This is a genomic window from Microbacterium ginsengiterrae (assembly GCF_014205075.1).
Classification (GTDB): domain Bacteria; phylum Actinomycetota; class Actinomycetes; order Actinomycetales; family Microbacteriaceae; genus Microbacterium; species Microbacterium ginsengiterrae.
The window spans coordinates 1,352,805-1,365,516 of record NZ_JACHMU010000001.1 but is presented as its reverse complement, the minus strand read 5'-3'; the positions used below and the strand labels follow the sequence as shown (position 1 = coordinate 1,365,516).

The 12,712-nt window shown below is 67.6% G+C and carries 12 protein-coding genes; 10 read left to right on the top strand and 2 right to left on the bottom strand.

Features of this window, described 5'->3' with window-relative positions:
- Window positions 1-4 precede the first annotated feature (4 nt).
- From HD600_RS06840 to HD600_RS06830, 3 genes are all read left to right on the top strand, one after another.
- Window positions 5-2,128, top strand: coding sequence for a glucosidase family protein (locus tag HD600_RS06840; RefSeq protein ID WP_206705699.1), 2,124 nt, complete (start codon window positions 5-7; stop codon window positions 2,126-2,128).
- Window positions 2,129-2,219: 91 nt separating this feature from the next.
- Window positions 2,220-3,377 (top strand): glycoside hydrolase family 183 protein, encoded by a 1,158-nt coding sequence (locus HD600_RS06835; protein WP_206705698.1) that lies wholly within the window; start codon window positions 2,220-2,222, stop codon window positions 3,375-3,377.
- Complete coding sequence (locus tag HD600_RS06830; RefSeq protein ID WP_338402170.1) at window positions 3,374-4,099, top strand: SGNH/GDSL hydrolase family protein; 726 nt, start codon at window positions 3,374-3,376, stop codon at window positions 4,097-4,099. Before HD600_RS06835 ends, HD600_RS06830 begins: the two co-directional genes overlap by 4 nt.
- 12 nt (window positions 4,100-4,111) lie before the next feature.
- On the opposite strand, the gene HD600_RS06825 is transcribed toward HD600_RS06830, so the two are convergent.
- Both HD600_RS06825 and HD600_RS06820 read right to left on the bottom strand, forming a co-directional pair.
- Window positions 4,112-4,975, bottom strand: a complete 864-nt coding sequence (locus HD600_RS06825; RefSeq protein ID WP_184282475.1) for a CPBP family intramembrane glutamic endopeptidase — start codon at window positions 4,973-4,975, stop codon at window positions 4,112-4,114.
- A gap of 161 nt (window positions 4,976-5,136) precedes the next feature.
- Window positions 5,137-6,810: a hypothetical protein gene (locus tag HD600_RS06820; protein WP_184282473.1), complete on the bottom strand. Its 1,674-nt coding sequence runs from the start codon at window positions 6,808-6,810 to the stop codon at window positions 5,137-5,139.
- A gap of 95 nt (window positions 6,811-6,905) precedes the next feature.
- On the opposite strand from HD600_RS06820, the gene HD600_RS06815 reads away from it, so the two are divergent.
- From HD600_RS06815 to HD600_RS06785, 7 genes are all read left to right on the top strand, one after another.
- Window positions 6,906-7,475, top strand: a complete 570-nt coding sequence (locus HD600_RS06815; protein WP_184282471.1) for a helix-turn-helix domain-containing protein — start codon at window positions 6,906-6,908, stop codon at window positions 7,473-7,475.
- A gap of 132 nt (window positions 7,476-7,607) precedes the next feature.
- Window positions 7,608-8,402: an ATP-binding cassette domain-containing protein gene (locus HD600_RS06810; RefSeq protein WP_144794162.1), complete on the top strand. Its 795-nt coding sequence runs from the start codon at window positions 7,608-7,610 to the stop codon at window positions 8,400-8,402.
- A complete protein-coding gene (locus tag HD600_RS06805; protein WP_184282469.1) occupies window positions 8,402-9,478 on the top strand; it encodes an ABC transporter permease in 1,077 nt (358 codons plus the stop codon). The genes HD600_RS06810 and HD600_RS06805 overlap by 1 nt, the downstream gene beginning before the upstream one ends.
- A gap of 67 nt (window positions 9,479-9,545) precedes the next feature.
- Window positions 9,546-10,556: a substrate-binding domain-containing protein gene (locus HD600_RS06800; protein ID WP_184282467.1), complete on the top strand. Its 1,011-nt coding sequence runs from the start codon at window positions 9,546-9,548 to the stop codon at window positions 10,554-10,556.
- A 30-nt stretch (window positions 10,557-10,586) separates the two neighbouring features.
- Complete coding sequence (locus HD600_RS06795; RefSeq protein WP_184282465.1) at window positions 10,587-11,591, top strand: Gfo/Idh/MocA family protein; 1,005 nt, start codon at window positions 10,587-10,589, stop codon at window positions 11,589-11,591.
- Window positions 11,579-12,385, top strand: a complete 807-nt coding sequence (locus tag HD600_RS06790) for an amidohydrolase family protein (protein WP_184282463.1) — start codon at window positions 11,579-11,581, stop codon at window positions 12,383-12,385. Before HD600_RS06795 ends, HD600_RS06790 begins: the two co-directional genes overlap by 13 nt.
- Window position 12,386: 1 nt before the next feature.
- Window positions 12,387-12,701 (top strand): L-rhamnose mutarotase, encoded by a 315-nt coding sequence (locus HD600_RS06785; RefSeq protein ID WP_184282461.1) that lies wholly within the window; start codon window positions 12,387-12,389, stop codon window positions 12,699-12,701.
- Window positions 12,702-12,712 lie beyond the last annotated feature (11 nt).

The window sequence follows — 12,712 nt, the reverse complement described above, 5'->3', positions numbered from 1 at the left end:
CATCATGACCTCGCTGATCCCCACCGTCGACGACCTCGCCGCCGACCCTGTCACCCATCTGTACGACGACATGATCGCCCCGGCCGGGTTGACGAACATGCTCGGCACGGTGCGCGTCGACCACGATCTCACCGCGCTTTCGGCGGTGCAGTTCCCGCCGGTGTCGCAGGGCCTCACCCAGACCGCGGCGCTCTTCGTCGACGGGCGCCTGTTCGCCTCATACGGCGTGCCCGTCACGCACGAATGGCGACCGGATCGGGTCGTGCGTCGTGCGGTGCTCGGCGACCTGACGATCGAGACGACAACGGTCTGCGTCCCCGGCCGCACGGCCGTGGCGATCGACATCGCCGTCTCGAACGCGGGACCCGCGCGCTCGGTGGCCATCGGCCTGTCCGCCGCGGCCCGCGTGACGAGGTCGGCGGACGCCTGGCTGGACGCCGAGTCGCCCTCCCAGACGGATGCCGCGACCGTCGCCGACGGCACGATCGAGTTCTCCTCCCCCGACTCCGCGGCCTGGAGCATCCAGGGGATCGTAGGCGGCGAGGCGGCTCTCAGCGGCGTGGCTGCATTGCCTGCGGAATTGGAGGTCGGCATCGGCGGAAACGGCCGCGGCGGCGATCTCACCGTCGTGCTCGACCTGCCCGCAGGCGGCACGACGCGGACCGGGTACGTGCAGGCAATCGGTACGGCAGAGGACGCCGCGCGCCGCACCTTCACAGAGCTCGCCGCCGACGTACCGGGCACAGTCGTCGCTGCCGAGGAATTCTGGAACAGGCAACTCGAGGCCGCCTTCACCCCGGGCAGTGGCGAGTTCTCCGGCGCGCTGCCCGTGCTGGAGACGGCATCGGAACCGCTGCGGAAGATCTACTGGTGGGCGGCACTCGGCGTCATCTGGTTCCGCCGCGACTGGGAGGGCAACATCCTCGGCCGCTCCTACGACACACTCATGCCCAACTACTGGGGCACGACGACGTTCATCTGGGACTACAGCCTGAGCTCCCTCAGCCACGCTCTGCTCGACCCCGCCGAGATGCGCCGCCAACTCCTGCACTGGATCTCGCTCGATATCCACTCGCACTTCGGCACCTCGTCGGTCACCGGCGGACCGGTCGGCCGGTGGTACTCCGTCAACGATTACGCGATGATCCGACTCGTCCACGACTACGTGCGTCTCACCGGCGACATCGCGTTCCTCTCCGAACGGGTCGCCGACACGACGGTGGGCGCGTCGGTGCGCGAGTGGGCGACCGCCTGGAAGGCGCTGAGGAACGACACGGAGCTGGCGGACTACGGCGAGATCGACAACCTGCTGGAATGCGTCAGCTCGTACACGCACGAGGTGGCCGGCCTCAACGCCGCGAACGTGTGGAACATGCGCACCGCTGCCTCGATCGTCGAGCTCGAGGGCGACGAGTCCACGGCAGCGGAGCTTCGGCGGTCGGCGGAGGAACTCCTCCCATCGGTGATCGCGCGCTACCTGCCCGGCGAGGGCATCTTCGCCGCCGGCCAGCCGGACGGCACCCTCCTTCCGGTGCGGCACTGCTACGACTTCAGCGTCGTCGGCACGACGATCGCCGACGACCTCGCCCCCGAGGTCCGCGCCGAGATGGTCGATTTCTTCCAGCGCGAGCTGCAGACCGAGAACTGGCTGCGCGCACTGTCGCCGTGGGACCCGGACGCCAGTTACAGCGTGCGCCCCGACCACCAGTGGAACGGCGCGTACCCCGCATGGCCGGCGGATGCCGGTCGCGCCCTCGCCGCACTCGGCGCACCAGAGGTGCTCACGGACTGGATCGAAGGGCTTGCGAAGACAGCGAACCAGGGCCCGATGGGCCAGGCGCACTTCGTGGAGGAAGCGGTACCCGGCATCAACGGCGGCGCACGGAAGGCCCCACCGCAACTGCCCTACATCATCGATTGGGCCTGCTCGTCCGCCGGGGCGTGGACCGAGCTCGTCATCGAGGCGCTGTTCGGCGTCTCGGTCGCACTCGACGGCACCGTGACCGCCGCAGGATCCGTCGCCGCGCTCGATCCGACCGCCGTGTTGCGCGGCCTCCGGGTGGGCGACGCGTCCTACGACATCCACGCCGACGGACGAGTCGCCCCGGCCGCGACGCAGCCGGTATGAGTTCCGTCGGTTGTCGTCACGCATGACCGACGAGATCCATACCGCACAGCATCCGAGACCGAGATCCGACACCGAACACGAGGGAGTGCTCATGAGGAACAGAAAACACATCGCGGCGATCGCGACGGCGGCATCCGTCCTGGCGGGAGGCCTGCTGGCCGCACCGGCGAGCGCGGTCGCACCGGCGGGACACGGCGACGGCCAGTGCTCGCTGGCAGGCGCCACGCTCACGGCGACGGCATCGGTCAACGGACCGCTGACGGAGCAGTTCACGACGTACGCCGAGACCGGCGGCGCGTGGACCGGAGGCGACAGCACCTACACGCTGCCGCTGAAGGGCGGCAGGACAGGGTGGTTCTTCTCCGACTCGTTCCTCGGCACTGTGAACCCGGACGGCTCGCGCCCGGCTGGCTCGCCGTTCGTCAACAACTCGGTCGTCGTGCAGACGAGCAAGGGGCTGAGCACCGTCACGGGCGGCACCCCCGATGCCCCGGTGGGCATCATTCCGCCGGAGCCGGACGGCCGCTGGTACTGGATCGGCGACCCCGCCGACGGTCCGCGCGGCACGGTACAGGTGCCGTTGCTGCAGTTCGAGAGGACAGGGACGGGGAGCTTCGACTTCCAGTGGACCGCCAACCGTCTCGCCACTCTCGACGGCGATTCGCTCCAACTGGAGTCGATCGTCGATCTGCCGTCGGCGACCGGCATCAACTGGGGCTCGTGGACTCTCGAGGAGGGGAACCACACGTACATCTACGGGATCGCCGATCCGGAGGGCGTGCGGTCGTCGTACGTCGCGCGGACGACGGGCATGGATCGCCTCGCCGGCGAATGGACGTTCTGGAACGGCGCGGACTGGGTGGCGGACGAGACGGATGCCGTGCCGGTCGTCCCCTACGTCGCCAATGAGTTCAGCGTGGCGAAGTACCGAGATGGTTATCTGCTCATCACGCAGGACACCTCCGAGCTGTTCAGCACGCGGATCGTCGCACGCACCGGGTGCTCGCCGACGGGCCCGTTCTCCGAGCCGGTCGAGCTGTACCGCACGCCGGAGACGGGGCTTGCGGGGAGCTACGGCGACGCCGATGTGTTCACGTACAACGCCCACGAGCATCCGAATCTGCGGACGGGTAACCGCCTCCTCGTCACCTACAACGTCAACACCTTCGACAACGTCGGCGACGTCTACGACGACGCATCGATCTACCGGCCGCGGTTCATCGATGTGGAGCTGCAGGTGCGGCGGTGACCGATGCCGAACGGCTGCGGGATGCGCTGGGCTCTGGCCGACCGCTGATGTGGGTGATGACGGGCGATTCGATCACGCACGGCCTCATCCACACCCGCGGAGCTCGAAACTACGTCGACCACCTGCATGAGCTGATCCGTGGAGATCTCGGGCGGGTGCAGGATGTCGTCGTCAACACCGCCATCACCGGCTGGCGCATCCCGTTGATCCTCGAGGACTTCGAGCGGCGCGTGGCCCGGTGGCGTCCGGACGTCGTCACGCTCATGATCGGAACCAACGACTGCTCGACCGAGTGGGTCTCGCCCGTCGTGGAGCCGGCGGAGTTCGACGGGGACATCGCGCGCTTCGTGGCGCGGGTGCGTGAGCTCGGTGCGATCCCGGTGCTGCAGACGCCACCGGCGGCCGACCTCGCCCACGCGCCCGATCGGGCACGGCTGGGCGAGTTCGCCTCGGCGATGCGGGACGTCGCAGTGCGCGAACAGGTGCTGCTGGTGGACCAGTTCGCCGTGTTCGCGGAGTTCTCCGCAGGTACCGGCCCCGGAAACGAGGGGATGCCGTGGGGTCTGCTCGACGACGCGTTCCACCCGAGCGCGGCCGGCCACGCCGTGCTCGCGCTGGAACTCGCTCGCGCTCTGGGGCTGGATGCGCCGGGGTCACGCGTGATGGCCGACCTCACCGCGCGCGCTGCTGTCGCCCGGCATCCGCACTGGCCTCCGGCCTGAGCGCACCGCCCTCTATCGCGCCGTCGTCGCGGCCGTTCTGGCACGCGCCCGGACAGCCGCGACGATCATCAGGGTCGAGATCACGATGCTCAGGCCGACGGAGATGACGGATGCCTCGACACCGAAGTCGCCACCGGTGAGCCAGGCGTCACCGTGCACCGTCGTCACGAAAAGTCCGGGGCTGCGCTCACCCGACACCGGGATGCCGAACAGACCCTGGATCGCGTTCCACGCGAAGTGGAGTCCGATCGCGAACCACAGATTGCGGCGCCACACGAAAGCCGCGCCGAGCAGCACGCCGGCCTCGATCGCGATGGCGATGCTGCTCCACAGCGTGGCGCCGGGGTTCATGATGTGCATGCCGCCGAACAGCAATGCGGTGATCGCGATCGCCACCCATGGCCCGAAGAGCGCCTCCATCGCCTGCAGCGCGAGACCGCGGAACACCAGCTCCTCCGCGACGGCAGCACCCAGGCTCACGACGATCCCGAGCACCACGGTGTTGACGACATCGACCGGTTCCCACGTCACCGTGTAGCCGCCGAGCGCTGCCACGATCATCACCGACGCCAGGATGAAGCCGGCGCCGACCGCGCCGCCGAGCAGGAACTCTCGTCCGCCCACCCACCGCAGCTCCGGCGTGCGGCGACGTGCGAGCTTTCGCATCGTCAACACGTACAACCCGATGACCGCCGCGATGCCCGCGAACGTCACGATGACACGGACCGGCGTGATCAGGTCGTGCGCGAGACCGTTGAGCAGCCCGAAGAAGAGGAAGATCACCGGCCCGCCGATGAGAAGCCAGACCAGCGGGAACGCGAAGAAGCGCCGGGCGAGACCGGGCTTCTCGGGTGTGGACGTGGTGGTCGAGGTCATTCAGGAACTCCGCTCTGGAACGCGTTTTCGGCCGACTCCGACACTAGAGGCTCCACCGAGCGACGATTTCCAGATGTCGCCGCGTCAATCGAGCACGGCGTCCGCCTCGATCCTGACCGCGGGTCGGGCCTTCTCGCCCGAAGACCCGACCCGCGTCGGCGTCAGTAACCCATGTAGACGCGCTGGTTGGCGCGGTCCGCGAGCCAAAGCCAGCGGCGCACGCCGTCGCCGGTCTGGCTTTGCGCACCGTCCAGCGCCTCATCGCGGATCGCGCGCAGACGAGCGTCGTCCAGCTCGGGACTGCTGTCGAGCTCCTGCATGAGTGCGACGAAGCTCTCGGCGGCTGCGGCACCGCCGACCCGCGCACCGATGTCCTGGGAAACGAACTCCTCCCACGTCAGCGATGGGTCGTAGCCGAAGCGTCCGAAGGCCATGTAGCTGAACTCCGCCGACGCGTGGAAGGGCGACGGCTCACCCCACACCGTCACCCCCTGCATCCCCACCTCGTCGGCCTTCTTCGACAACTCGGCGAAATCCAGAGCATTGAAGGCGTACCGCTCAGTGCGGTCATCGCCGTTCCATTGACACGCATACTGCGCGCGGATCACGTTGCTTGACGTGGGCAGCGCGTCGACGTGCGCCGGAGTGAGCTCCGTGCGTGCCCGATTCCAATAGGAGCGGTTGAACGTGTGCTGATAGATCGCGCCGTCCGGGAGCGTGCTGAGCGGGTCATGCGCCGACGGGTCGAGCAGGTTGTCCCACTGCAACTCGCAATAGATCCACCGGTCGTCGCGACCGGCTCGGGCCGCCTCGTACAGGCCGGGGAAGTTGTCGGCCATGTCGGCATGCGACCAGAACTCGGCATCGTGATCGCGACGGCTTGCGGCCTCGCGCTCCCCTCTGCGCGCGACGCATCGTTCACAACCACACACGCCGTAATCGCCGCCCTCGATGTTCACGCCTCCGACGTCGACCGTCTCCACCAGCCACGACAACGCGTCCTTCATCCACGCGATGTTGTCGGGTTCCGAGGGGCAGGCCACGCGCGTGTAGTCGCTGCGGGGGAAGCTGAGCGGGAACGACAGGTCGGCGAGCTGAAAGCCGACTCCGCGCTCCATCGCTGCCTCGTAACCCGGATTCGCATCGAGCCAGGTGGCGAGGTTGTATTTGTGATCGCCCTCCCAGTAGACGCCTCCGTAGGCGCCGATCGCGACACCGGGAAGGATGCGCACCCCACGCTCGTTCGCGTACCGGCACAGCTCCTGCGCCGCAGGCACCCCGCCGTGGCTGTCACGGAAGAACCCGTAGATCACGATCGCGGCGATCTGGTTCATGCTGCAGAAATCGACCATGCGCTTGTAGTCGCGCAGGAAGCCCTGCGGCGGCTTTCCGTAGGAGTTGAACACCCCGATCTCCTGGTGCCCCACCTGGTTGAGTTCCCAGTTGCTGGAGTGATCCCACGTCCAGAACGTGCGGTACGCCATTTTCGGCGCCCGACGGACGCTGTCGGCGGCCACCGCAACGGCAGATCCCGCGGACTCGGAACGCCGCTGGATCAGCTCCTCGACTCCGTAAATCACTCCCGAGAAGGGACCGCCGGTGATCGTGACTGTTGGCACATCGGCCGTCTCCACATCGATGTGGAACGCGCCCTCCGCCAGCAGCGAGGACTCTCGCAGGCGCACCGCCGGCATCGACGCCGGCAACCCTTCGCCCTCCTCGGCGGTCAACCACTCCAGCGCGGACCACGCCTTACGAAGGCGGGCCGCGGCATGCGGATGCTTCGCGGCGCCGGCGAGTGCGATGCGGCCGGTGATCCGGGTCTGAGAACCCATATTCATCAATCGTCTCCCTAGTGATGCCGCTGAGCGGCCGGTACGGAACGATCGGTAGAGCGAACGATGGGTTGGTATGTAACATAGCCCACACCATGAACCAGAGCCAGCCCCTCCCCCCGCTCGCACATAACCTTCGGATGTGGCGGGAGCGTCGCGGGCTGAGCGCATCCGCCCTGGCCCGCGAAGCGGGAATCTCGAAATCCACGGTGTCCGAGTTGGAGCGCGGCAACGGTAATCCGTCACTCGACACCCTGTGGGCATTGGCGAAGACCCTCACCATTCCGCTCGGCTCGCTGTTCACCGCGTCGACAACCCACGCCGACACCGAGATCCGGCGGCTCATCGACGCCCCAGTCATCGCGCGCGACGGCTCGAAGGTGATCGCGCAACTGCTCGCCGGCTGGCGCACGTCCGGCGAAGTCGAGGTCGCTGTCGTCACGCTGGCGCCGAACGCCACCCGCAGCTCGCGCGGCAACGCCGTGGGGGTCGTCGAACGCGCGATCTGCATGAGCGGCCTGATCGAAGTAGGACCCGAGGGCTCCAGCAGCCTGCTGGAGCCAGGTGACATGCTCACCTTCCGCGCCGACCAGCCGCACATCTATCGTGCGCGCGCCGACGGTGGTCGGCTGCTCGTCGTGCAGCAGTACCCCTCCGCCGTCTGACTTTTCACACGGTTGAAACATTTCACTCCCAAATGTCTTGATTCCGTAACATCCTTCTGATTGACTGACGCCGTTCGGTAGAGCGAACGACGGATTACACATCGAACGTTTCGATGAGTCAATGGAGGACAGATGGAAACCGACATCGGAGTGGAGCGCGGCGCGCCGGCGACGGAGCCGGTCATCGAGACACGCTCGATCACCAAGAGCTTCGGTCACGTGCAAGCACTGCGCGGAGCTTCGTTCCGGGCGTACCCGGGCGAGGTTCTCGCACTGATCGGCGACAACGGCGCCGGCAAGTCGACCATCGCGAACGTGATCGCCGGAGTCCACCCCGCCGACGGCGGCGAGCTGCTGCTGCGCGGCAACAAGGTCGAGGTCGGCTCCGTCCGGCAGGCGCGCGAGTTGGGCATCGAGATCGTGTACCAGGATCTCGCTCAAGCGCCCGATCTCACCGTCGCGCAGAACTTCTTCTTCGGTCGCGAGTTGCTCGTGAAGGGCCCTGGTCGGTTCATCGGCCGGGTCGACGAGCCTGCCATGCGCCAGCGCACGAAGGAGGCCATGACCCTGCTCGGTGCGCAGGTGCCGTCCCTCACGGTTCCCGTCAGCGCCCTCTCCGGCGGCCAACGGCAGGCGATTGCCGTCGCGCGAGCCGTGATGTGGGCCAAAGCCGCCATCATCATGGACGAGCCGACCGCCGCCCTCGGCGCAAAGCAGACCGCGATGGTCTACGACGCCGTCCGCGCCGCCGCGGACCGCGGGCTCGCCGTCATCCTCGTGAGCCACGACATCCCGAAGATGATCGAATTCGCCGACCGCATGGCGATCATGCGCCACGGTTCGGTCGTCGCGCAGATGCCCACCGAAGGACTCGAGCTCATGGACGTGCTCACCACCATGCTGACCGCGCCGAAAGAGGCTGCCTGATGATCAACAAGCTCTCAACGAAGCCCGCCGCCGCCACCCCCGCGGAGCCCGCCACCTTCTCGAGCACCGAGCCCTCGTTCTTCCGCACGGTCTTCACGTCCACGGCATTCATGATCATGCTCGTCGTGGTGGCGCTGATCCTCCTGTTCGGCGTGCTCTCCCCGAACGGCGTCTTCCTCGGTGCGGCGAACTTCCGGAACCTCGCCCTGGATTCAGCTCAGCTCATCCTCCTCGCGGTGGGCATGACCTTCCTTGTCGGTGCCGGCGAGCTCGACCTGTCCATCGGCGCGAACGTCATCCTCTCCTCCGTCGTCGCGGCGAAGGTCATCACGATGCTGGGTGGGACTCCGGAAGAGGTCCTTGCCGGCAACTACCAGAACGTCGGTGTCGCGATCGTCATGGGACTGCTCGCCGCGCTCGTGACCGGAACCCTGTTCGGGGTGGTCAATGCGCTGCTCGTGAACATCCTCCGGGTGAACTCCTTCATCGTCACGCTCGCGATGATGAGCGTCGGCAGCGGGATCGCCTACATCGTCACCGGCGGCGTGAACGTCAGTGCCCTGCCGCGTGACCTGCAGCGCAACTTCGGGTCCGCCGACCTGCTGGGCGTCGTCCCCGTCCCCGCCGTGATCGCGATCGTCGTCGGGATCGTGGGCTGGTACATGATGACCAAGCTCCGCTTCGGTACCCACACGCTCGGCATGGGCTCATCGATCCGGGCCGCCCAGCGTGCAGGCATCAACGTCAAATTGCAGCGCATCCGTCTCTTCGCCCTAATGGGACTCATCGCCGGCATGGTCGGGTTCATCGACATCTCTCGGTTCCTCACCACGAACATCCAGGGGCACCAGGGCGATGCCCTCGCCGCGATCGCCGCGGTCGTCATCGGCGGCACGAGCCTGTTCGGTGGCCGCGCCTCGGTCCTCGGCTCGATGATCGCGGCGATCATCCCCGCGATCCTCATCAACGGCCTCGTCATCATGCGCGTCGGCTCGTTCTATCAGCTCGTCGTCACCGGCCTGATCCTGCTGATCGCCGTCGGTATCGACCAGCGCCGACGCGCGCACTCGTCCTGACCCCAGACGCAACACCCGAAACACCCACCACCTCATACATCCGAAGCACGAACATGGAGGAATCCTCGTGACCACACGATCCACCCCGTGGCGCCACGTACGCGTCATCGGCGGCGTCGCCGCCATCGCCCTCGCACTCAGCGGCTGCACCACCGCCGCTGACGCGGAGACGGACGAGCCCGCCGCCAACGACAGCCGCACCGTCTCGTTCGTCGCCGCGCAGATGACGGCGACGTACTTCCAGGTCATGCAGTGCGGCGCCGAGGCCGCAGCCGAGAAGTACGATGTCGATCTCGACTGGCAGGGCGACGCCAACTGGGACCTCGCGACCCAGACGCCGCTCATCAACGCCGCCGTCCAGTCCAAGCCCGGCGGACTCGTCCTCGTACCGACCGACCCGGTGGGCCTCATCGAGACGGTCGACAACATCGTCGCCGACGGCATCCCCGTCATCACCGTCGACGGAAGCCTCGACGAGCCGGTCGAGGCGCAGAACATCCGCACCGACAACATCAGCGCCGGCGCCCTCGCGGCCGACGCGCTGGCGAAGTCCATCGATGAGGAGGGCACCGTACTGGTCATCGCCTCATTCCCCGGCGTCGCCGCCAACGCGGAGCGCGTAGACGGGTTCGCCGAGCGCATGGCGGAGGCGTACCCGAACATCACGGTGCTGCCGACCGAGTACTCCGAGGCGGACCAGGCCACCGCGGCGCAGATTGCCGCCGCGGCGATCACCGACCCGAACCTCAAGGGCATCTACACGACGCTCGCACCGGCATCCGCCGGCGCCGCCTCCGCCATCCAGGCCGCTGGCCGCACCGGTGAGGTCAAGCTCGTCGCGTACGACTCCGACCCCTCGCAGGTGGAGGACCTCAAGGCCGGCGTGTATGAGGCTCTCGTCGCGCAGGACCCGTACGGGCTCGGGTACGACTCCGTCGAGCGCATCGCGAAGATGATCGACGGCGACATCACCGCGGATGACCTGGAGTACCAGGAGTACGTCACCGCGTACATCATCGACAAGGACAACGCGGACAGCGAAGAGACGCAGCGCTACATCTACAACCCGACCTGCTGACACCGCTGAATCACGATCGAAGGAACCGATATGACCACGCACGGCCACTCGTCCGCCACCGCTCTCGAGCGACCGGTGCGAGTGGCCGTCGTGGGCGCCGGAGCCTTCGGCACTCTGCATGCCCGTGCCTTTGCAGCGAATCGGGACTGCACCCTCGTCTCGATCGTCGATCACGACGAGAAGCGCGCGGCGGCGCTGGCCGAATCGGTCGGCGCCACCGCGTCCCACCAGAGCATCGACGACGCGCTGTCGTCGGGCGGCATCGACGCCGTCTCCGTCGTCACCGCCGGCGCCTTCCACCTCGCACCCACCCTGGCGGCATTGGACGCCGGCGCCAGTGTGCTCATCGAGAAGCCGGTCGTGCTCACGTCGAGCGACGGCCGGATCCTCCGTGAAGCCGACGCGCGCGCCGAAGGATTCGTCATGCCGGCGCACATCCTGCGCTTCGCCGGCGCCTACCAGGAGCTGCGTCACCGCGTGCGGCACGGCGCGGTCGGCGCGCCGCGCGCCCTGTCCTTCCGCCGCCACCGCACCGCGGATCACGACACGCTCTTCCCCGACATCCACCCCGTCCTCATGACGATGATCCACGACATCGATCTCGCCCTCTGGCTGACCGGCGCGACGGCGCGCACAGTCTCCGCTCGACAGGTGGAGGCGCCCGGTCGCAACCAGCCGCTCGCCGTCTGGGCCGAGGTGGAGACGACCGACGGCGCCTCGCTGTCCTTCCAGGTCTCGTGGTCTCTCCCCAGCGGCTCGTTGCCCGACGCGCTGGAGGTGATCGGCGACGCCGGCGCCCTGTCGCTCAGCCTGTCCCCTCGGTTGCACGACTTCGATGCCGCCACGCCCGCCATCGACGACACCCTCACTCCTGACGCCGCCCACGGAGCTCTTCGCGAGGAGATCCGCACGTTCGTCGACGCCGTTCGCTTCCACACCCCGCCCGCAGCGGTCACGTTGGACGACGCGCTGAACGGGCTCACCCTGGCCGAACAGATCATCCGCAGCGCCGAGCAGAACCGGTGCGTTTCGTGATGCGGTTCGACGCCCACATCCACCTGTTCGAGCACGGCTTCTCCGGCGAGCGCGAGAGCGGCGCGGAACTGGCCGATTATCTGCGCCTGCGCGCCAGGCACAGCGTCGGACGCGCCATCGTCGTCGGATACGAGGGAGACGAGCAGTTCGCGGGAAACAACGACTACATCCTTTCGCTCGCCGCTGAGCACGAGTGGATCGTGCCCTTCTGGTTCATCGACCCCTCACATGTCACCGTCGCCGAGGTGCAGGACGCCGCGGACCGCGGGGCGCGCGGATTCTCGCTCTACCTCGGCGCGGATGCCACGATTGCCGGGCGGGTGCCGACGGCGGTCTGGGCCGCACTCGCATCCCGCCGCGCGCCGCTCAGCGTCAACGCGACTCCCGACGCCCTGGACTCTCTCGGACACGTAGCCGAGGCGCTCGGTGACGCGCCGCTGCTCATCAGCCACCTCGGGCTACCAGGCCGCGTGGACACCGATGTTCCCCGGGAGGTACGCACCGCCGCTCTCGCCCGTCTGGCCGCTCACCCCCACGTGCTCGTGAAGCTCTCGGCTCTCTACGCCATCGACCCCGCGTATCCGCACCTCACAGCGATGGACGATGTTCGCGCCGCGGTCGACGCCTTCGGCCCGGACCGGATCATCTGGGGATCCGACTTCTCACCGGGACTCGACGTCGTCGACGAGGACGAGTTGTTCGCCCTGCCGCCTTGGGTCGAGGCGCTGTTCCCCGCACCGCACAGGGAACGCCTGCTGCGCACCACCCTGCTCCGCGCAATCGAGGAGGACTGAGATGCCGAGGTTCTGTTACACATTCGTGCTGCTCCCCGGAACGATCAAGCAGTACGAGCAGGAGCACGCCGAGATCTGGCCCGGCGTCGTTGCCGCCATGAGGCGCGTAGGCGTCACCGAGTTCTCACTCTTTCGCCGAGACCACACCGTCACCGCGTACGGCGAGTGCACTGAGCCGATCGACGCGACCTTCGCCGCACTCGATGCGGATCCGGAGAACGTTCGCTGGAGTGGGCACATCCGCTCGCTGATGCACGACCCGCTCGATGAGAACGGTGAGTTGCTCTTCGCACAGGAAATCTGGCGCATGCCGTGATCAGCTCCAAC